Below are 19,857 nucleotides of genomic sequence, written 5' to 3'. Positions count from 1 at the left end.
TATGCCCAGACTGCCGACCGTGCTGGTGCTGTCGCTGCTCGCCTGGACCGCAACGGCTGGCGCACTGACGCTCACCGATGAAGAACGTGGCTGGCTTTCCGCCCATCCGGAATTGCGCCTGGGCGTCGACGCTTCGTGGCCGCCCTTCGAATATCGCGATGAGGAAGGGCGCTACCAGGGCCTTGCGGCGGACTATATCCATCTGATCCAGGATCGCCTGGCGATCACGCTCAAGCCGATAGAACCCGCCAGCTGGAGCGAAGTGCTCGAGGCCGCGAAAAAGGGCAAGCTGGACCTGCTGCCAGGCATCATGTCGACCCCGGAACGGCAAAACTATCTGGCCTTCACCCGTCCGTACCTCGATTTCCCCATCGTGATCCTGGCCCATAAAGGCGGCGCGCAACCTCGCAAGCTCCAGGACCTGTACGGCCTGAAGATCGCCGTCGTGGAGAATTACGCCCCCCATGAACTGCTGCGCACCCACCATCCCGACCTGAATCTGGTCGCCCTGCCCAATGTGAGTTCGGCCTTGCAGGCGCTGGCCCTCAATCAGGTCGATGCCGTGGTCGGCGACCTGGCTTCCAGTGTCTGGAGCCTGCGGCAGTTGAAGCTCGACGGGCTCTATGTCAGCGGCGAGACGCCCTACCGCTATCAGCTGGCCATGGGCGTCCCCCGCGACAGCAAGATACTGGTAGGCATTCTCGACAAGGTGCTGGCTGACATAAGCCCGGCGGAGGTCAACGAGATCCAGCAGCGCTGGGTGGGCAATGTGCTCGACCACCGTTCGTTCTGGTCGGACCTGCTGTTCTATGGCCTGCCAGGGCTGCTCCTGCTGTTTGCCATTCTGGCGGCAGTGATCCGCATCAATCGCCGGCTGAGCTCCGAGATCGCAAGGCGCGTGGCCCTGGAACAGGAGCTGCGCAGCAGCGAATACCATTACCGCGGCCTGGTCGAAAGCCTGTCGGCAATCGCCTGGGAAGCGCGCATCAGCGACTTCACCTACAGCTACGTGTCGCCCCATGCCGAGCAATTGCTGGGTTATCCCCTTTCGCACTGGCTGATTCCCGGGTTCTGGAGAAACATCATCCACCCCGCCGACCTGACGCGCGCCCAGCACTTCTGCGACCACGAAGTCCTGGCCGGGCGCGATCACAGCCTGGATTACCGAGTGATCACCGCTGATGGCCGCTGCCTGTGGGTTCGCGACATCGTCAGCCTGATCGAGCATGGGCATGAACCGATCATGCGCGGCCTGATGATCGACATCAGCGAGACAAAACGCACCGAAGAGGCGCTGCAGCTCTCGGAACAGAAATTCGCCTCGGTCTTCCAACAGTGCCCGGACATCCTGGTCATTGCCCGCCTGTCGGATGGCTGCCTGCTGGAGGTCAATGAGGCGTTCGAAGAACAGATCGGCCTGAGTGCCTCGCAAGTCGTGGGCCAGACGGCCACCGAGCTGAATATCTGGGGTATTCAGGGCGTCGGCCCGGGGCTGCTGCAACGCTTGCAGGCCGGCAGTATCCGTAACCTGGAAATGCCCTTTCGGCGCAGCAACGGCCAGCTGTTCACCGGGCTGATCTCCGCCGAACCCTTCGACCTCGACACTACGCCCGCCCTGGTCGTGGTGGTTCGCGACATCAGCCAGTTGAAGGAAACCCAACAGCAGTTGCAAACCTCAGAAGAGAAGTTCGCCAAGGCTTTTCACGCCTCGCCGGACGGCCTGCTGCTAAGCCGCCAGCGCGACGGCTTGCTGATAGAGGTCAACGAAGGTTTCAGTCGTATCACCGGCTTCAATAGCGCCATGTCCGTCGACCGTTCCACGCTGGAGCTGGGCATCTGGGTCAACCTCAACGAGCGCCGGCAGATGCTCGACCTGATGCAACGGGATGGCTTCGTGCGCGACTTCAGCTGCCATATTCGCCGCAATGACGGTCAGATCCGCCTCTGCGAGCTCTCGAGCCGGCCGCTACCGATCGGCGACGAAGATTGCATGCTGACCATCGCCCGCGACATCACCGAGCGCCACCTGATGCAGGAGAAGCTGCAACAGGCCGCCACCGTGTTCGAAAGCACCGCTGAAGGCGTACTGATCACCGACACCCAGCAGCACATCAGCGCAGTCAATCGGGCGTTCACCGAAATCACCGGCTACAGCGAAACCGAAGCCCTGGGCCACACCCCGCGCCTGCTGGCTTCCGGCCTGCATGACAGCGCCTTTTACGCCGCCATGTGGCACCAACTGACCGCCGAAGGTCATTGGCAAGGGGAAATCTGCAATCGACGCAAAAATGGCGAGCTGTACCCCAGCTGGCTGACCATCAGCGCAGTGCGCAACAAAGACCGGTTCATCACCCACTTCGTCGCGGTATTCGCCGATATCTCCAGCCTCAAGCACGCCCAGGCCAAGCTCGATTACCAGGCGCACCATGATCCGCTGACCGGCCTGCCGAACCGTACCCTGTTCGAAAGCCGCCTGCTGACTGCCCTCAACAACCAGCAGGAGAATGGTGGCCAGGGCGCCGTGCTGTTTCTCGACCTGGACCGCTTCAAGCACATCAACGACAGCCTCGGCCACCCGGTCGGCGACCTGCTGCTCAGGGGCATTGCCGTGCGCCTGAAAGAACAACTGCGGGATATCGACACCGTGGCCCGCCTGGGTGGCGACGAGTTCATCATCCTGCTACCCGGGCTGCAGCAGCCCAGCGATGCCGAGCACATCGCCAACAAGCTGCTGAACTGCTTCACCGCGCCGTTCCAGGCCGGCGAGCACGAGTTCTTCATCAGTGCCAGCATCGGTACCAGCCTCTACCCCAAGGATGGTTGCGACGTGGCCACCCTGGTCAAGAATGCCGACGCCGCCATGTACCGCTCCAAGGCCAAGGGCCGCAACCGGGTCGAAAGCTATACCCGCGACCTGACCGCCCAGGCCAGCGAGCGCGTGGCCCTGGAACATGAACTGCGGCGGGCCATCGAACGCAACGAGCTGTATCTCTACTATCAACCCAAGATCAGGCTGGGCGACCAGGAGCTGGTGGGCGCCGAAGCCCTGATTCGCTGGCATCACCCGACCTTCGGCGATGTCCCACCCGAACACTTCATCCCCCTGGCCGAAGAGAACGGCATGATCCTGCAGATCGGCGACTGGGTGCTGGAACACGCCTGCCAACAGTTGCGCAAGTGGAACGAGCGCTACGACAGCTTCGGCCCGCTCTCGGTCAACCTCGCCGGCGCCCAGTTGCGCCAGCCGAACCTGCTGGGGCGGATTGAACAACTGCTGAAAGACAACCGCCTCAAACCCGGCTTCCTGCAACTGGAAATTACCGAAAACTTCATCATGAGCCAGGCCGAGGAAGCCCTGGCGGTCCTGCACCAGCTCAAGCGCCTGGGCGTCCAGCTGGCCATCGACGATTTCGGTACCGGCTACTCGTCCCTGAGCTACCTCAAGCGCCTGCCGCTGGATTTCCTGAAAATCGATCAATCTTTCGTCCGCGGCCTGCCCGACGACCCCCACGATGTGGCGATCGTGCGGGCCATCATCGCCCTGGGCCGCAGCATGCAATTCACCGTGATCGCCGAAGGCGTGGAAACCCATGACCAGCAGGTATTCCTCGGGAACGAAGGCTGCGAACAGATCCAGGGCTACATCATCAGCCTGCCGCTAAGCGCCGACGAATTCGCCGCAACCTTTCTGCGCCTTCCCGTTTCGGATTTTTCGGATAGCACAGCCGAGAAACCGTCGCTATAATCCGCGGCCTACTGAGGGCCTATAGCTCAGTCGGTTAGAGCAGAGGACTCATAATCCTTTGGTCCACGGTTCGAGTCCGTGTGGGCCCACCACATTGAAAGCCGCGCATTGCGCGGCTTTCGCGTATTCAACGCGCTGCAAATCCCTCCATTCGGCCGCCAGGCCGGCAAAACGCCCGATCGTTTTTTCCAAGAAATCAGCCCTACCGCACAACTATTAAAAAACGCGACGGTCATAACCGTTCGGAAGTCGTGCATGGCCTTTGTTTGGTCCTAGACTGCACTTCTATCAATGGGGGAGAGCCTGTCCTTTCCCCGGCGTGATGCACCACTTAAGCCACCCCATAATAATCAGAGTGGCCTGATGATTCGGACACAACACATGGAAGTAGTATCTACGGCGCCTTCGCCTGGCCGGGCAACGGGTTTTGCACGTTGCCGAAATATTCAGCAAGGCCCTGTTTTCATCATTGCATCCGGTAGTTCGGCAAAGGACTTCCCTATCGAAGCCTTCTCGAACATCCCGATGATCACCATGAACGGGGCCATCTCGATGTTCCGCGGCACCGGCATACAGCCCTTTTTTTATGCCTGCACCGACACCAGCTTCTCCCTCCAGCAACCCGAGCTCTTCGTCCAGGCAATGGCTGTCAGTCAGCGCGTGGCGCTCTGGGAAGAACATGCCCGCACGATTCCGATCCAGCCTCGCGGCGAGCTGTTTCTGCTGAAGAAGGCGCCACGACAGACCTGGATGCAGCGATTGCTCAGGAGCAACCGCGATCTGGTTCGCCCTCCCCTGCTCTGGGGCAACAGGAGCCGGACCATCGGCTTCAGCAAGAATCTCGAACTGGGTTTCTTCGACGCCCGCACGGTGGCTTATCTGGCACTGCAACTCGCCTATCACGCCGGCTTCAATACGGCGATCCTGGTGGGCGTCGACCTGAATCCTGCCCAAGGGCGTTTTTATGAAACGCTAGATACCTTCAAGTCGCCCTGCGGCCTGGACCAGCACCTGCAATCGCGGATCCTGCCATCCTTGAAACTGATGTCGGACAAGGTCATGGGCAAGGATTTTTCGGTCTACAACCTGTCCCCCATGTCGAGCATCCCTACTTCGATCATTCCCAAAATCAGTCTCGACGAACTCGACAAGCTGGTTAATCGCTGAGCACTCCATGCTCGGACGGATTGTATTCGCCCACAAAAAAACCGCGCCTTGCGCGGTTTTTCTGTAAGGCCAGGATCAGCCGTTATTCGGGCAATGCATAAGCGATCACATAGTCCCCACGGTCCGGCGACTGACGCGCGCCGCCCGCGGTCAGCAGGATGTACTGCCGGCCGGTCTTGGGCGAAACGTAGGTCATCGGCCCCGACTGGCTGCCCACCGGCAGGCGGGCTTTCCAGATTTCGTTGCCGTTGCCGGTATCGAAGGCGCGCAGGTAGAAATCCTGGGTGCCGGCGAAGAACAACAGGCCGGACTGGGTTGCCAGGGACGCCCCCAGGGTCGGCATGCCGATCGGGATTGGCATGTGCATGCGAATGCCCAGGGGACCGGTGTCCTGCACGGTACCGACCGGCACCTGCCACACCAGCTTTCTGGTTTTCAGGTCGATGGCCGACAGGGTGCCGAACGGTGGCTTCTGGCACGGAATACCGGCAGGCGAGAGGAAACGCTGGCGCATCGCCCCAAACGGCGTGCCGTCCTGGGGTACCACGCCCATTTCGATACCGCTGGCCCCGGCCGCGATCTTCGCCCGCGGGATCATGTAGTTGGCCAGGCCCAGGCGCATGTCGTTGACGAACATATAGTTGCTGTTCGGGTCCACCGACACGCTGCCCCAGTTCATGCCGCCCAGGGAGCCCGGGAACTGCAAGGCATGATCCAGGCCCGGCGGGGTGTAGACGCCTTCATGGCGCATGCCCTTGAACTGGATACGGCACATCAACTGGTCAAATGGCGTGGCACCCCACATGTCCGACTCGGTCAGGGTCTGGTTGCCGATCGACGGCATCTCCACCGAGAACGGCTGGGTTGGCGAGTAGCGTTCGCCCGGCATATTGCCCTGCGGCACCGGACGCTCTTCCACCCGGGCGATAGGCACGCCGGTTTCGCGATTGAGCAGGAAGATCTCACCCTGCTTGGTGACCTGTGCCAGCGCCGGCTGCACCCCGCCCTTGTCGTCCGGCACGTCGTACAGCAGCGGCTGCGCCGGCAGGTCGAAGTCCCACAGGTCGTGGTGAGTGGTCTGGAAGTGCCAGCGCACCTGACCGGTCTTCACATCCAGGGCGACGATGGACGAGCTCCACTTGTCGTCGAACTCCGTGCGCTGGCCGGCGAAGAAGTCTGGCGTGGCATTGCCGGTCGGCAGGTAGACCAGACCGAGCTTGGCGTCATAGGACATGGCCGACCAGACGTTCGGCGTGCCACGGGTATAGGTCTCGCCTGCTGGTGGACGCTTGATGGTGTTCGGGTTACCCGGGTCCCAGGCCCACACCAGTTCGCCGCTGCGCACGTCGAAGGCGCGGACCACGCCCGGCGGCTCGCCGATAGAATAGTTGTCCGCCACCCGGCCGCCGACGATGACCACATTGCCGGCCACCAGCGGGGTCGAAGTCTGCTGATAGTAGCCAGGCTTCACTTCGCCCATATCGGTTTTCAGGTCGACCGTGCCTTTGTCGCCGAAGTCTTCGCACGGCTTGCCGGTTTGCGCGTTGATCGCGATCAGGCGCGCATCGCCGGTCGGCAGGAACAAACGCTTGGTGCAGGCGGCCGGAGCGACCGAGGGTTCAGCAGCAGACTCGACGAAAGCATCGAAATAACCCAGGCCACGGCAACGCTGCCAGTTAGGCGCAGAGCCTTGCGGATCGAACTTCCAGCGTTCGGCGCCGGTGTCGGCGTCCAGGGCGAACACCTTACCGTAGGCGGTGCAGGTATAGACCGTGTCACCGATCTGCAGCGGTGTGTTCTGGTCTTCGGCGCCCGCGCCGGCGCTTTGCGGAATATCGCCGGTGCGGAAAGTCCAGGCCACCTGCAACTGGTCGATGTTGCCCTTGTTGATCTGGTCCAGCGCGGCAAAACGATTGCCGGCGGTGGTGTTGCCCCAATGGGCCCAGTCTTTCTGCTCGGTACCTGGAGCCACAGGCTTGATCGCCGGCTCGCTGCTGGCCTTGACCACATGGGTCGGCACAAACATGTAGGCCAGGGTCGCCACGACACCAATGCCCAGCACGCCGGCCAGGCCATAAGCGCCACGCCCAGCGGTCGCTCCCGAAGCACGCACCAGGGTCGGGTAGATCAGCGCCACCACCAGGCCGATAACGGTGAAGGTCAGCACCCGCGAAACCAGCGGCCAGTACTCCAGCCCGGCATCCCAGACCGCCCAGATCGCCGTGAGCACCAGCGCCCCTCCATACAGCCAGGCGCCACGCGGGTTACGCCGGGCGATCAGCAGCCCAGAAACGATCATCGCCAGGCCCATCAGCAGGAAGAACCAGCTGCCGCCCAGACTGACCAGGTACCCGCCCCCGCCGGCCAGCCCCAGGCCGATCAATGCGATCAGCAAACCCAGCGCCCCCAGCAGCCATTTGCCGCCGGTGGCAGCCCCAGAATTATTCATGTCGGAAATTTCTCCCATTCTTTACGTGGCGCAAGAATGTACTAACCAGTTACTTATGACAACTTGTCGCAGGCAATTCGTGGCAAAAAATGTCATCCGCGCTGTTGAGCCTGGCCGTCACAACAGGGCCGGCAGCCAATACAACTGACGCCATGCCGCAAGCATCGCCTGGAGCGAGCCTGTAACATGCTCGGCCACCGTTGCCCGCGCCGGAGTTCACCTTGTCTGACAGCCGCCCTCCCGTCCTCGACGAAATCGACCGCCAACTGATCGCGGCCCTGCAGATCAATGCCCGCGAAAGCGTGGCCATGCTCGCCCGGCAGTTGGGGATCGCCCGTACCACCGTGACCTCGCGCCTGGCGCGGCTGGAAAAGGCGCGGGTGATTACCGGTTATGGCGTGCGCCTGGGTCAGCGGGTCATCGATGGCGGCTTGCAGGCCTACGTCGGGATCAAGGTGCAGCCGCGTTCCGGCAAGGAGGTCCTGCGGCGCCTGAGCGCCATGGCCCAGGTCCAGCAGCTCTGCGCGGTCAGTGGGGAATTCGACTATGTCGCCTGGCTGCGCACCGATTCGCCGGAACAGCTGGACCAGTTGCTCGACCAGATCGGCAGCGTCGACGGTGTGGAAAAGACCACCACCTCGATCATTCTCAGCAGCAAGATCGACCGTGGGCAGCCCGTCTGAAGGTTTTTCCAGGCACGGTATCCCGCTGTTTTGCGAGCGCTTCGCGCTCGATTGCAGCCTTCGGCAGCGGCTACAGAGAATCTTTCGTCAGTTAGTTAAAAAACATCGTCAAATTGAAATAAGATCATCCAAAACGACGACACTTTGCGTCTTATTAACGTGCGCAACGCTCCCTAGAATGGCTGCCATCTTTTCCTATACTCAGCGCTCTGCTCGAGTCGCCAGCAAGGTCAGCCATGAACAAGAACAATCGCCATCCTGCAGACGGTAAGAAACCCATCACCATTTTCGGCCCGGACTTCCCGTTCGCCTTCGACGACTGGATCGAGCACCCCGCCGGCCTGGGCAGCATTCCCGAAGCCAACCATGGCGCCGAAGTGGCGATTGTCGGTGCCGGTATCGCCGGGCTGGTGGCGGCCTACGAGCTGATGAAGCTGGGCCTCAAGCCCGTGGTGTACGAAGCCTCGAAAATGGGCGGCCGGCTGCGCTCCCAGGCGTTCGAAGGCGCCGAAGGGATCATTGCCGAACTGGGTGGCATGCGCTTTCCGGTGTCCTCCACGGCCTTCTATCACTACGTCGACAAGCTGGGTCTGGAGACCAAACCCTTTCCCAACCCGCTGACCCCGGCTTCCGGCAGCACGGTGATCGACCTCGAAGGCCAGACTCACTACGCGCAGAAGCTCGCCGACCTGCCGGCGCTGTTCCAGGAAGTGGCTGACGCCTGGGCCGATGCCCTGGAAGACGGTTCGCGCTTCGGCGAAATCCAGCAGGCCATTCGCGACCGCGACGTGCCGCGCCTCAAGGAACTGTGGAACACCCTGGTGCCGCTGTGGGACGACCGCACCTTCTATGACTTCGTCGCCACCTCGAAGGCCTTCGCCAAGCTGTCGTTCCATCACCGCGAAGTGTTCGGCCAGGTCGGTTTCGGCACCGGCGGCTGGGATTCGGACTTCCCCAATTCGATGCTGGAAATCTTCCGTGTGGTGATGACCAACTGCGACGATCACCAGCACCTGGTGGTCGGCGGTGTCGAGCAGGTGCCACTGGGCATCTGGCGCCATGTGCCGGAGCGCTGCGCCCACTGGCCGCAAGGCACCAGCCTCAGCTCGCTGCACCATGGCGCGCCGCGTCCCGGGGTGAAACGCATCGCCCGGGCCGCCGATGGCCGCTTCAGCGTCACCGACAACTGGGGCGATACCCGCGAATACGCAGCAGTGCTGACCACCTGCCAGAGCTGGCTGCTGACCACCCAGATCGAATGCGAAGAGTCGCTGTTCTCGCAGAAGATGTGGATGGCCCTGGACCGCACCCGCTACATGCAATCGTCGAAGACCTTCGTCATGGTCGACCGGCCGTTCTGGAAAGACAAAGACCCGGAAACCGGTCGCGACCTGATGAGCATGACCCTCACCGATCGCCTGACTCGCGGCACCTACCTGTTCGATAACGGCGACGACAAGCCGGGAGTCATCTGCCTGTCCTATTCGTGGATGAGCGACGCCCTGAAGATGTTGCCGCACCCAGTGGAAAAACGGGTCAAGCTGGCCCTCGATGCGCTGAAGAAGATCTACCCGAAAGTCGATATCGCCGGGCGCATCATCGGCGATCCGATCACTGTGTCCTGGGAGGCCGATCCACACTTCCTCGGCGCGTTCAAGGGCGCGCTGCCCGGCCACTACCGCTATAACCAGCGCATGTACGCGCACTTCATGCAGGACGACCTGCCCGCCGAGCAGCGCGGTATCTTCATTGCCGGCGACGATGTGTCCTGGACTCCGGCCTGGGTCGAGGGCGCGGTACAGACCTCGCTCAACGCGGTCTGGGGCATCATGAAGCACTTCGGCGGGCAGACCCACGCCGAGAACCCGGGACCGGGGGACGTGTTCCACGAAATCGGCCCCATCGCCCTGGCCGACTGAACCTGTAGCCGCTGCCGCAGGCTGCGATCGAGCGCAACGCTCGTGGCCTTTGAGCAGCCCGCGGCAACGGCTACAGTGACAGTTCAGCGCACAGAGGAGTCATCGCCATGCGTGTAGCGCTTTATCAATGTGCCCCACAACCGCTGGATGTCGCCGGCAACCTGCAACGCCTGCAGAAAGTCGCCGTGGAAGCTTCCAGCGCCGACCTGCTGGTGCTGCCGGAGATGTTCTTGAGCGGCTACAACATCGGCGTAGAAGCGGTGGGCGCCCTGGCCGAGGCCCAGGATGGCCCGTCGGCGCAATACATCGCCAATGTCGCCCAGTCGGCGGGTATCGCGATCCTGTATGGCTACCCGGAACGCGCCGACGATGGCCAGATCTACAACGCCGTGCAACTGATCGACCGCAACGGCCAACGCCTGTGCAATTACCGCAAGACCCACCTGTTCGGCGATCTCGACCGCTCGATGTTCAGCGCAGGTCCAGACGATTTCCCCCTGGTGGAACTCAATGGCTGGAAGCTCGGTTTCCTGATCTGCTACGACATCGAGTTCCCGGAGAACGCCAGGCGCCTGGCGCTGGCCGGGGCCGAGCTGATTCTGGTGCCCACCGCCAACATGCTGCCCTACGACTTCATCGCCGATATCACCGTGCGTTCGCGCGCCTTCGAAAACCAATGTTATGTGGCCTACGCCAACTACTGCGGCCACGAAGACGAGATCCACTACTGTGGCCAAAGCAGCATCGCCGCCCCCGACGGCCAGCGGATTGCCCTCGCCGGGCTGGACGAAGCCCTGATAACCGGCACGCTGGACCGCCAGTTGATGCTCGATTCCCGCGCCGCCAACCGCTACTTCCATGACCGTCGCCCAGAGCTTTACGACGACCTGAACAAGCGCTGATCCGGGGTTATCCGCTAGCATGGGCGCTTCACTGTTCTGGAAGTGCTCATGCCCGCGCTGAACCACCCTCTGCCTCATCGGGAAACCCTGGCCAACGGCCTGCGGGTTTCACTGCACCACGTCCCTCGATTGAAACGCTGCGCGGCGACCCTGCGGGTCTCGGCCGGCAGTCACGACGTACCGCTGGCCTGGCCCGGGCTGGCGCACTTTCTCGAACACCTGCTGTTTCTCGGCACCGAGCGTTTTCCCGCACAACAGGGCCTGATGGCCTATGTGCAACGCCACGGCGGCCAGGTGAACGCCAGCACCGGCGAACGCCACACCGACTTCTTCTTCGAACTGCCCCCCGCGGATTTCGCCAGCGGGCTGGAGCGCCTGGCCGACATGCTCACCCATCCGCGCATGAGCCAGGAAGACCAGTTGCGCGAGCGCGAGGTGCTGCACGCGGAGTTCATCGCCTGGTCGCGGGATGCCGCGGCGCAACGGCAATTGGCCTTGCTCGACGGCCTGTCCGCGGAGCATCCCCTGCGGGCGTTCCACGCCGGCAATCGCTACAGCCTCAACGTACCGCGCCCGGCGTTTCAACAGGCGTTGCAGGCCTTCTATCAGGCTCACTACCACAGCGGGCAAATGTCCCTGAGCCTGGCCGGGCCCCAATCCCTGGAAGAGCTGAAAACCCTGGCCCAAGATTTTGGCGCCGTCCTCGCCGTCGGTAAAGCGCGACCGCAAGCAGCCCCGGTGCCCTTGCTGACATCTGCACAGCAGCATTATCAGCAGCTCGACGGGCGCCACCTGAACCTGCTGTTCGCCTGCGAGCAACTGCCCACGGCCGCCCGTGAAGCGCTGGATTTTCTCTGCACCTGGCTGGTCTGCGGCAAATCCGGCGGGCTGCTGGCCATGCTCAAGGAGCGCAAGCTGGTCGAAGGGTTGAAGGCCGCGCCGCTGTATCAGTTTGCCGGCCAGGCGCTGCTGCATATCCAGTTCGACTTGACCGAGCAAGGCGCCCAACAGCCGGAGCTGGTGAGTGAGTTGCTCTTCGATTGGCTGGCGTTTTTCAGCAGCCAGGACGATTGGCCGGCATTGCGTGATGAATATGCCCTGCTGCAACAGCGCCAACGCCAGGTCGCCAGCGCACTGGCGTTGGCAAGACTGAATAACGAGCAGTTGGAACCGCAGCTGTCCGACCGCGGCGCCACGGCCCTCAAGGCCCTGCTGTCGCAACTTCAAGCCCCGTCGGCAGCCAGCGGCATCGGCTGGCAACTGCCTGCGCCCAATCCGTTCCTGCGCAGCTCGGCGCCAACCGCCCGGGCCGGCCTGATTCGCGGGCAAACCAGCGCCCACCGCGGCTTGCGCACCTTCGCCCAGGACCGCTTGCGGCAGCGTCGCGAATCCTCGGCGGTGACCTTCAGCCAAGCCATCGCCGACGACGCTGGCGAGGCGGCCCTGTACTTGCGCTGGCGTCTGCAAAGCGTGTTGCCGCAGGAACTGCGCAGCCGCTTGCAAAACCACCTGCGCAACCTGCGGGACGACGGACTTCAGGCGGGCGTCGAGCTGTCCCTCGGTGTCTCGGGTAACCAGTGTTTGCTGACGCTGAAGGGTCTTCCCGAACCGATTCCGGCCATGCTCCAGCAGGCTCTGCTGGAACTGAGCGAACCCGGCGCGGCATTCTGGCAGATGCCCCCGGCGACTCCCACGCCGCTGTTGCCGATCCGCCAATTGCTCCAGGAACTGCCCGAGCGCTGCCTGGACATACCCGCCTACGAGGAACCGCATCCACTGGATGAACAAGGCTGGCAAACGCTGTGGGAAGGCGCCCACTGGGATGGCCTGGCCATCGGCCTGGCCCATGCCCAAAGCGCAATCGGCGCAGCATTGAGCAAAGCCCCAGGCACCGCCGACAGCCAGCTTTCTGCGCCACCCTCGATAACCGCGCAGCAGCACTGGCATGAGCTCGCAACCGGCTCTGGCGAGCAGGCCCTGCTGCTGTTTTGCCCGGCAGCGGACACCACCCTTCAGCAGGAAGCCAGCTGGCGGCTGCTGGGGCAGCTTGGCCAGATGCCGTTCTATCAGCGCCTGCGGGTCGAGTTGCAACTGGGCTATGCGGTGTTCAGCGGTGTGCGACAGATCAATGGCCAGACCGGCCTGCTGTTCGGCGTGCAGTCGCCCAGTGCCCCACTGAACGAGATCCTCGAGCATATCCGGGCGTTCCTGGCGCAGTTGCCCGAGTTGATCGCGGCACTGGATGACGCCTCCCTGGACGACTTGAAAGCTAACCTGGCCGCCCAGTTCGATGCCCGTGCATTGCCCGTGACACAACTGGCCGAGCTGCTCTGGCAGAGCCGACTGGCCGGCCATCCGTCGGATTACCTGGAGCAATTGCAACAGGAAATCATGGCGGCGCCCCGGCCACAGCTGTTGCTCGCGGCCGAACAGTTGCAGCAGGCGCAAGGCGGCTGGCGCTGCCTGGCCAGCGGTGCCTGCCCGGGCGAACCCTGGCAAGCGGGAAAATGATCGTTACCCTGGCTGCAACGAGCTTTCTTCAACAATTGCGGTCATTCCCCGAAGGGAATTTAGTAAGATAGCCCCCTAAGCATCTGAACATCTCCGGTTGGAGGTGGACTATATGTATAGATCTCAACCGTCCCACCCACCTGAAGGAGCACCTCTATGTCCTGGTCCAAACCGGCTTACACCGACCTGCGTATCGGCTTTGAAGTCACCATGTACTTCGCCAGCCGTTGATTGCTCGTGCAGTGCAACGCCTCGGCTCGCCGGGGCGTTTTTATTTTCAGCCTTAACCTGATGGAGCGGCCATGTTTGTCCAGATTCTAGGTTCCGCCGCCGGTGGCGGTTTTCCGCAGTGGAACTGCAACTGCGCGAACTGCGCGGGCTTTCGCGACGGCAGCCTGCGGGCAAAGGCTCGCACCCAATCGTCGATCGCCATTTCCGATGACGGCGTGAACTGGGTCCTGTGCAACGCCTCGCCGGACATCCGCGCCCAGCTCCAGGGCTTCGCCCCGATGCAACCGGGCCGCGCCCTGCGCGACACCGGGATCAGCGCAATCATCCTGATGGACAGCCAGATCGACCACACCACCGGCCTGCTCAGCCTGCGCGAAGGCTGCCCGCATCAGGTCTGGTGCACCGACATGGTCCATGAAGACCTCAGCAGCGGTTTCCCGCTGTTCACCATGCTCACCCACTGGAACGGTGGGCTGGACTGGAACCGCATCGAACTCGACCGGAGCTTCACCATCCCGGCCTGCCCGAACCTGCGCTTCAGCCCGCTGCCGCTGCGCAGCGCCGCGCCGCCCTATTCGCCCCATCGCTTCGATCCGCACCCGGGCGATAACATCGGCCTGATCGTCGAAGACCTGCGCACCGGCGGCAAGCTGTTCTACGCCCCGGGGCTGGGCAAGGTCGACGCGGCGCTGCTGGAAATCATGAGCGGCAGCGACTGCCTGCTGGTGGATGGCACCCTGTGGGAAGACAACGAGATGCAGCGTCGCGGCGTCGGCACCCGGACCGGGCGGGAAATGGGCCACCTGGCGCAGAACGGCCCCGGCGGCATGCTGGAAGTGCTGGAACAGTTGCCAGAGCAGCGCAAGATTCTTATCCACATCAACAACACCAACCCGATCCTCGACGAGGATTCCGCCGAACGCGCGGAGCTGGCGCGGCGTAACGTTGAAGTGGCTTACGACGGCATGAGTATCGAGCTGTAACCACAGGAGCTATCGCGGGCGAGCCTCGCTCCTACGGACAGCGCTACCTGTAGGAGCGAGGCTTGCCCGCGATGAGGCCCGATGAGGCAACACTATCCACGGTTGTTCCCCGGAGAACCGCAATGACTGACACAGCAATGTCCCCCGCCGAATTCGAGCAAGCCCTGCGGGCCAAGGGCGCCTATTACCACATCCACCACCCATATCATGTGGCGATGTACCAGGGCCGGGCGACCCGCGAGCAGATCCAGGGCTGGGTCGCCAACCGCTTCTACTACCAGGTGAACATCCCGCTCAAGGACGCGGCGATTCTCGCCAACTGCCCGGATCGGGAAATTCGTCGCGAGTGGATTCAGCGCCTGCTGGACCACGACGGCGCCCCCGGCGAAGACGGTGGCATCGAGGCCTGGTTGCGCCTGGGGCAAGCGGTCGGTCTCGACCCGGACCAGCTGCGCTCGCAAGAGCTGGTGCTGCCGGGCGTGCGTTTCGCCGTCGATGCCTACGTCAACTTTGCCCGCCGCGCCAGCTGGCAGGAGGCCGCCAGCAGCTCGCTGACCGAGCTGTTCGCACCGCAGATCCACCAGTCGCGTCTCGACAGCTGGCCCCAGCATTACCCGTGGATCGACCCGGCCGGCTATGAATACTTCCGCACCCGCCTGGGCCAGGCGCGGCGCGATGTCGAGCACGGGCTGGCAATCACTCTGCAGCACTACACTACCCGCGCCGGCCAGGAGCGCATGCTGGAAATTCTCCAGTTCAAACTGGACATCCTTTGGAGCATGCTCGACGCCATGAGCATGGCCTATGAACTCAATCGTCCGCCGTATCACAGCGTCACCACAGAACGGGTCTGGCATAAAGGAATCACCCTATGAGCTTCGATCGCAGCAAGACCCCGACCTGGCGTCCCGGCTACCGCTTCCAGTACGAACCGGCGCAGAAGGGCCATGTACTGCTCTACCCTGAAGGCATGATCAAGCTCAACGAGAGCGCCGCGCTGATCGGCGGGTTGATCGACGGCAAACGGGATGTCGCGGCGATCATCCAGACGCTGCAAGTCCAGTTCCCCGACGTGCCCGAACTCGGTGACGACATCGAGCAATTCATGGAGGTCGCCCGTGCACAGCACTGGATCGAACTTGGCTGATTCGCCAGCGTCGATACCGCCCAAGCCGGACGTTGGCCTGCCGCTGTGGCTGCTGGCCGAGCTGACCTACCGCTGCCCGCTGCAATGCCCGTACTGCTCCAACCCTCTGGATTTCGCCGAGCAGGGCAAGGAGCTGAGCACCGAGCAGTGGCTCAAGGTGTTTCGCGAAGCCCGGGAGATGGGCGCCGCGCAGCTGGGCTTTTCCGGTGGCGAACCGCTGGTGCGCCAGGACCTTGCCGAGCTGATCGGCGAGGCGCGCAAGCTGGGTTTCTACACCAACCTGATCACCTCCGGCATCGGCCTGACCGAGCAGAAGATCAGCGACTTCAAGAAGGCCGGGCTCGACCATATCCAGATCAGTTTCCAGGCCAGCGACGAGCAGGTGAACAACCTGTTGGCCGGCTCGAAGAAAGCCTTCGCCCAGAAGCTGGAAATGGCCCGGGCGGTGAAAGCCCACGGCTACCCGATGGTGCTGAACTTCGTCACCCATCGGCACAACATCGATCGAATCGACCGCATCATCGAACTGTGCATCGCCCTGGAAGCCGACTTCGTCGAGCTCGCCACCTGCCAGTTCTACGGCTGGGCCCAGCTCAACCGCGTCGGCCTGCTGCCGACCAAGGAACAACTGGTACGCGCCGAACGCATCACCAACGAATACCGCGCCAGGCTGGAAGCCGAAGGGCATCCGTGCAAACTGATTTTCGTCACCCCGGACTACTACGAGGAACGCCCGAAAGCCTGTATGAACGGCTGGGGCAGCATCTTCCTCACGGTCACGCCGGACGGCACCGCCCTGCCCTGCCACGGCGCCCGGCAACTGCCAGTGCAATTCCCCAATGTGTGCGACCACAGCATGCAGCACATCTGGTATGACTCCTTCGGCTTCAACCGCTTCCGTGGTTATGACTGGATGCCCGAGCCCTGCCGCTCCTGCGATGAAAAGGAAAAGGACTTCGGTGGCTGCCGCTGCCAGGCCTTCATGCTCACGGGCGATGCCAGCAATGCCGACCCGGTGTGCAGCAAGTCGCCCCATCACGGCGTGATCCTCAAGGCCCGCGAAGAAGCCGAGCACGCCACTCAGACCATCGAACAACTGGCCTTCCGTAATGAACGAAACTCGCGCCTCATCGCCAAGGGCTGAATCCTTCAGCGCCGCCCAAGCCGTCGCCGCCGGCATCGATTTCGCCGAGCTGCGGCTCGGCGCCAACGGCCTGTTCTGGAACGAATACCGCCCCGAAGATGCCGCTTGCCGGATCTGGCACTGGCGCGACAACCAGGCCCGCTGCCTGACGCCACAAGGCTTCAGCGTGCGCAGCCGGGTCTATGAATACGGCGGCGGCGCCTTTTGCCTGAGCGATGACGGGCTGGTGTTCGTCAACGAGGCGGACCAGCAGCTCTACCGACAGTCGCTGCAAGGCGAAGCGCCGGTAGCCCTGACCTGCGGCGAGTGCCGTTATGGCGACCTGCAGTTCGCCGCCGGCCAGGTGCTGGCAGTGGAAGAGCACAACAACCGGCATTGCCTGGTGGCCATCGACTCCGGTAGCGGAAAACGCCACCTGCTGGCCGAAGGGGCGGACTTCTACGCGGCGCCCACCTTGAGCCCGGACGGCCAGCGCCTGGCATGGATCGAATGGGATCGACCGCATCAGCCCTGGACCTCGACCCGCCTGATGGTCGCCGAGCGCCTGGCCAACGGCCGCTGGGATGACCCTCGGTGCCTGGCTGGTGATCGCGCGGAAGAGTCGCTGCAACAGCCGCGCTTCGATGACAGCGGCCGCCTGTATTGCCTGACCGACCGCGCCGGCTTCTGGCAACCCTGGGGTGAAACCCCTAACGGCCTGCAGGCGCTGCCCTGCGCCGCCGCCGATCACGCCCCGGCACCCTGGCAATTGGGCGGCTGCACCTGGCTGCCGCTGGGCGGCGACAGCTGGCTGGGTACCTGGACGCAAGCCGGTTTTGGCCGTTTGGGGCTGCGCCTGGCCGAGGGTGAGCAACAGGACTTCAGAGGCGACTACAGCCGCTTCCGCAACCTGGCGCTGGATGAACGGTTTATCTACTGCATCGCGGCGTCACCTGTGAGTCCGTCCGCGGTGATCGCCATTGACCGCCAATCGCAGCAGGTCAAGGTCCTGGCTGGCGGCGTGGCGCCCCTGCTGCCCAAGCAGATCAGCCGTCCGCAAACCCTGCGTTACCCCAGCGGCCAGGGCGAGGCCCACGGCTTTTTCTACCCGGCCATGAGCGATGACGACCGGCCGCCGCTGGTGGTGTTCATCCACGGCGGCCCCACGTCGGCCTGTTATCCGATACTCGACCCGCGTATCCAGTACTGGGCGCAACGGGGGTTCGCCGTGGCCGACCTGAACTATCGCGGCAGCACCGGCTATGGTCGCGAGTACCGGCAAGCCCTGCACCTGAGCTGGGGCGAAGTGGATGTGGAGGACGCCTGTGCGGTGGTCGCGTATCTGGCCCGACAAGGCCTGATCGATGGCGGCCGGGCGTTCATCCGAGGTGGCAGCGCCGGCGGCTACACCACCCTTTGCGCCCTGGCCTTCGCCGATGTGTTCCGTGCCGGCGCCAGCCTGTATGGCGTCAGTGACCCCGTGGCCCTGGCGCGAGATACCCACAAGTTCGAAGGCGACTACCTCGACTGGCTGATCGGCGACCCCGAACAGGATGCCGAACGCTATAAGGCCCGCACCCCGCTGTTGCATGCCGGCAATATCCGCGTGCCGGTGGTTTTCTTCCAGGGTGAACTCGATGCCGTGGTAGTGCCCCAGCAGACCCGGGACATGCTCAAGGCGTTACAAGACAACGGCATTGCGGCCGAAGCGCACTATTACCCGGACGAGCGCCACGGTTTTCGCAAGGCCGCCAATCAGGCTCACGCCCTGGAACAGGAATGGCTGTTTTATCGGCAGGTCATGGAACAGACGGACGCACCGGAATAATCGGCGTCCAAGGGGAACCAGCCCGCTCCTCTGCGGAGCGGGCGCCAGGCTCAGCGCTTGGCGATGATGTACACCGCATGCACGATCCCCGGGATGTAACCGCATAGGGTCAGCAGGATATTCAGCCAGAACGCACCGCCAAACCCCACTTGCAGGAACACGCCCAATGGCGGCAACAGAATGGCGATGATGATGCGGATAAAGTCCATGGGGCAGCTCCTGATAGCAATCGACTCGTACGAGCCTCACCGCTAATCGACCCATGGCGTTCGGCAGGGTTCAATCGATTCTGGCCAAGGGCCAGTTTTTATCCCCAGGCCGGGCGGTGTTTCAGTGCCGGCTCACGCCAGTATTTCAAGGCCGTGCTTCTGCACGATGCTCAGCAGTTTCAACGCCATGCCGCTCGGGTGCTTCTCGCCAGACTCCCACTGCTTCACCGTGGACGCGCTGGTGTTCAGGTAACGGGCAAAGACCGGCTGGCTGACGTTACTACGCTCGCGCAGCAGCTTGATCTGCTCCGCAGGAATATTCGCCGGTACTGGCGCGATACACGCCTCATCGAACTGGCGCATGGTGGTTTTGCCGATGGCGCCGATGGCGTGCAGGGCACTGGCCGACTCATGTATCGATTCAAGGGCTTCAGTCTTGAATGGCTTGCTCATGTCTGATCTCCACAAACGCTTTCATCTCGAGTAGCTGCTGGACCTGCCAGCCATCCAGTCCTTCGTAGGCCTTGGCCAACGCGCGGAATGCCTGCAGTTCCTGGTGGCTGATATTGCTCTGGTCCTGCTTGGCGAACAGGAACTGGAACACCCCGTAACGCCGGCCCCTGGCCAGGACGATCGAACGATGGCGGTTGGCGTTCAGGCGTTTTTTCCAGACCCCGCCACCCAGGTCATCAGCCTGGCCTTTGCATAACTCGCTGAATGCGGCCAGCAACTGGTCGTCATGGATCAAGGCTTTTTTAGCCGCAACAGCAAAACCTTTGGTTTTGAACAACCGGGTGGTCATGGCTTCCCTTCCCAAAAACATACCACTCAGTGGTATATGTATTCAACTCAAGCTGCCCGGTGGTCTTGCGCCCCAGCAGCCCCCACCGTCCTGGTGGATGAGCCTAAGGAACCTTGCCTGGATGATGGCCTTCAAGGCCTGATGGCGGTTTTGCAAAA

16 protein-coding genes and 1 tRNA gene are annotated in these 19,857 nt (G+C 62.9%); 13 read left to right on the top strand and 4 right to left on the bottom strand.

From position 1 onward, the window contains the following. Nucleotide 1 precedes the first annotated feature (1 nt). The 3 genes from AC07PQ_RS17985 (at nucleotide 2) to AC07PQ_RS17975 (ending at nucleotide 4,912) form a co-directional block, all read left to right on the top strand. Complete coding sequence (locus AC07PQ_RS17985; protein ID WP_007926104.1) at nucleotides 2-3,745, top strand: bifunctional diguanylate cyclase/phosphodiesterase; 3,744 nt, start codon at nucleotides 2-4, stop codon at nucleotides 3,743-3,745. A gap of 15 nt (nucleotides 3,746-3,760) precedes the next feature. Next, nucleotides 3,761-3,837: transfer RNA gene (locus AC07PQ_RS17980), tRNA-Ile, on the top strand. Nucleotides 3,838-4,126: 289 nt separating this feature from the next. After that, a complete protein-coding gene (locus tag AC07PQ_RS17975) occupies nucleotides 4,127-4,912 on the top strand; it encodes a WaaZ-like lipopolysaccharide core biosynthesis protein (RefSeq protein ID WP_238543430.1) in 786 nt (261 codons plus the stop codon). 82 nt (nucleotides 4,913-4,994) lie between these two features. Here the strand turns inward: AC07PQ_RS17975 and AC07PQ_RS17970 are convergent, their stop codons facing one another. Continuing rightward, on the bottom strand, nucleotides 4,995-7,361 hold the full coding sequence (locus AC07PQ_RS17970) for a glucose/quinate/shikimate family membrane-bound PQQ-dependent dehydrogenase (RefSeq protein WP_493185994.1): 2,367 nt from the start codon (nucleotides 7,359-7,361) through the stop codon (nucleotides 4,995-4,997). A 221-nt stretch (nucleotides 7,362-7,582) separates the two neighbouring features. On the opposite strand from AC07PQ_RS17970, the gene AC07PQ_RS17965 reads away from it, so the two are divergent. The 10 genes from AC07PQ_RS17965 to AC07PQ_RS17920 all read left to right on the top strand — a co-directional run bounded on the left by AC07PQ_RS17965 (nucleotide 7,583) and on the right by AC07PQ_RS17920 (nucleotide 18,688). Beyond that, nucleotides 7,583-8,044, top strand: coding sequence for an Lrp/AsnC family transcriptional regulator (locus AC07PQ_RS17965; protein WP_007926099.1), 462 nt, complete (start codon nucleotides 7,583-7,585; stop codon nucleotides 8,042-8,044). Nucleotides 8,045-8,280: 236 nt separating this feature from the next. Then, nucleotides 8,281-9,963: a flavin monoamine oxidase family protein gene (locus tag AC07PQ_RS17960; RefSeq protein WP_063433212.1), complete on the top strand. Its 1,683-nt coding sequence runs from the start codon at nucleotides 8,281-8,283 to the stop codon at nucleotides 9,961-9,963. Nucleotides 9,964-10,070: 107 nt separating this feature from the next. Continuing rightward, complete coding sequence (locus AC07PQ_RS17955) at nucleotides 10,071-10,865, top strand: carbon-nitrogen hydrolase family protein (RefSeq protein ID WP_493185993.1); 795 nt, start codon at nucleotides 10,071-10,073, stop codon at nucleotides 10,863-10,865. Between the two features lie 48 nt (nucleotides 10,866-10,913). Further along, nucleotides 10,914-13,376 (top strand): pyrroloquinoline quinone biosynthesis protein PqqF, encoded by a 2,463-nt coding sequence (gene pqqF, locus AC07PQ_RS17950; protein ID WP_493185992.1) that lies wholly within the window; start codon nucleotides 10,914-10,916, stop codon nucleotides 13,374-13,376. A gap of 156 nt (nucleotides 13,377-13,532) precedes the next feature. Further along, nucleotides 13,533-13,607, top strand: a complete 75-nt coding sequence (pqqA, locus tag AC07PQ_RS17945) for a pyrroloquinoline quinone precursor peptide PqqA (RefSeq protein WP_009045898.1) — start codon at nucleotides 13,533-13,535, stop codon at nucleotides 13,605-13,607. A gap of 71 nt (nucleotides 13,608-13,678) precedes the next feature. After that, complete coding sequence (pqqB, locus tag AC07PQ_RS17940) at nucleotides 13,679-14,590, top strand: pyrroloquinoline quinone biosynthesis protein PqqB (RefSeq protein WP_007926093.1); 912 nt, start codon at nucleotides 13,679-13,681, stop codon at nucleotides 14,588-14,590. 122 nt (nucleotides 14,591-14,712) lie between these two features. Then, nucleotides 14,713-15,465, top strand: coding sequence for a pyrroloquinoline-quinone synthase PqqC (gene pqqC, locus AC07PQ_RS17935; protein WP_007926092.1), 753 nt, complete (start codon nucleotides 14,713-14,715; stop codon nucleotides 15,463-15,465). Then, nucleotides 15,462-15,737: a pyrroloquinoline quinone biosynthesis peptide chaperone PqqD gene (pqqD, locus tag AC07PQ_RS17930; protein WP_493185991.1), complete on the top strand. Its 276-nt coding sequence runs from the start codon at nucleotides 15,462-15,464 to the stop codon at nucleotides 15,735-15,737. The genes pqqC and pqqD overlap by 4 nt, the downstream gene beginning before the upstream one ends. Beyond that, nucleotides 15,709-16,881 (top strand): pyrroloquinoline quinone biosynthesis protein PqqE, encoded by a 1,173-nt coding sequence (pqqE, locus tag AC07PQ_RS17925; RefSeq protein WP_493185990.1) that lies wholly within the window; start codon nucleotides 15,709-15,711, stop codon nucleotides 16,879-16,881. The genes pqqD and pqqE overlap by 29 nt, the downstream gene beginning before the upstream one ends. Next, nucleotides 16,847-18,688, top strand: a complete 1,842-nt coding sequence (locus tag AC07PQ_RS17920; protein WP_493185989.1) for a S9 family peptidase — start codon at nucleotides 16,847-16,849, stop codon at nucleotides 18,686-18,688. The genes pqqE and AC07PQ_RS17920 overlap by 35 nt, the downstream gene beginning before the upstream one ends. 50 nt (nucleotides 18,689-18,738) lie before the next feature. On the opposite strand, the gene AC07PQ_RS17915 is transcribed toward AC07PQ_RS17920, so the two are convergent. The 3 genes from AC07PQ_RS17915 to AC07PQ_RS17905 form a co-directional block, all read right to left on the bottom strand. Next, nucleotides 18,739-18,897, bottom strand: a complete 159-nt coding sequence (locus AC07PQ_RS17915; protein ID WP_003228885.1) for a YqaE/Pmp3 family membrane protein — start codon at nucleotides 18,895-18,897, stop codon at nucleotides 18,739-18,741. A gap of 132 nt (nucleotides 18,898-19,029) precedes the next feature. Further along, nucleotides 19,030-19,350, bottom strand: coding sequence for a helix-turn-helix domain-containing protein (locus tag AC07PQ_RS17910; protein ID WP_007926083.1), 321 nt, complete (start codon nucleotides 19,348-19,350; stop codon nucleotides 19,030-19,032). Then, nucleotides 19,328-19,699: a type II toxin-antitoxin system RelE/ParE family toxin gene (locus AC07PQ_RS17905; RefSeq protein ID WP_493185988.1), complete on the bottom strand. Its 372-nt coding sequence runs from the start codon at nucleotides 19,697-19,699 to the stop codon at nucleotides 19,328-19,330. The genes AC07PQ_RS17910 and AC07PQ_RS17905 overlap by 23 nt, the downstream gene beginning before the upstream one ends. Between the last annotated feature and the right edge of the window lie 158 nt (nucleotides 19,700-19,857).

Source organism: Pseudomonas sp. GW821-FHT09E12, assembly GCF_059416085.1.
Note: the sequence above shows the minus strand (reverse complement) of the source record. Positions and strands in the feature narration are given on the sequence as shown.

Bases quoted from the DNA above. Each gene is read 5' to 3' on its own strand.
- AC07PQ_RS17985 (WP_007926104.1), top strand. From the start codon at position 2: ATGCCCAGACTGCCGACCGTGCTGGTGCTGTCGCTGCTCGCCTGGACC.
- AC07PQ_RS17975 (WP_238543430.1), top strand. From the start codon at position 4,127: ATGGAAGTAGTATCTACGGCGCCTTCGCCTGGCCGGGCAACGGGTTTT.
- AC07PQ_RS17970 (WP_493185994.1), bottom strand. From the start codon at position 7,361: ATGAATAATTCTGGGGCTGCCACCGGCGGCAAATGGCTGCTGGGGGCG.
- AC07PQ_RS17960 (WP_063433212.1), top strand. From the start codon at position 8,281: ATGAACAAGAACAATCGCCATCCTGCAGACGGTAAGAAACCCATCACC.
- AC07PQ_RS17955 (WP_493185993.1), top strand. From the start codon at position 10,071: ATGCGTGTAGCGCTTTATCAATGTGCCCCACAACCGCTGGATGTCGCC.
- pqqF (WP_493185992.1), top strand. From the start codon at position 10,914: ATGCCCGCGCTGAACCACCCTCTGCCTCATCGGGAAACCCTGGCCAAC.
- pqqB (WP_007926093.1), top strand. From the start codon at position 13,679: ATGTTTGTCCAGATTCTAGGTTCCGCCGCCGGTGGCGGTTTTCCGCAG.
- pqqC (WP_007926092.1), top strand. From the start codon at position 14,713: ATGACTGACACAGCAATGTCCCCCGCCGAATTCGAGCAAGCCCTGCGG.
- pqqD (WP_493185991.1), top strand. From the start codon at position 15,462: ATGAGCTTCGATCGCAGCAAGACCCCGACCTGGCGTCCCGGCTACCGC.
- AC07PQ_RS17920 (WP_493185989.1), top strand. From the start codon at position 16,847: ATGAACGAAACTCGCGCCTCATCGCCAAGGGCTGAATCCTTCAGCGCC.
- AC07PQ_RS17915 (WP_003228885.1), bottom strand. From the start codon at position 18,897: ATGGACTTTATCCGCATCATCATCGCCATTCTGTTGCCGCCATTGGGC.
- AC07PQ_RS17910 (WP_007926083.1), bottom strand. From the start codon at position 19,350: ATGAGCAAGCCATTCAAGACTGAAGCCCTTGAATCGATACATGAGTCG.
- AC07PQ_RS17905 (WP_493185988.1), bottom strand. From the start codon at position 19,699: ATGACCACCCGGTTGTTCAAAACCAAAGGTTTTGCTGTTGCGGCTAAA.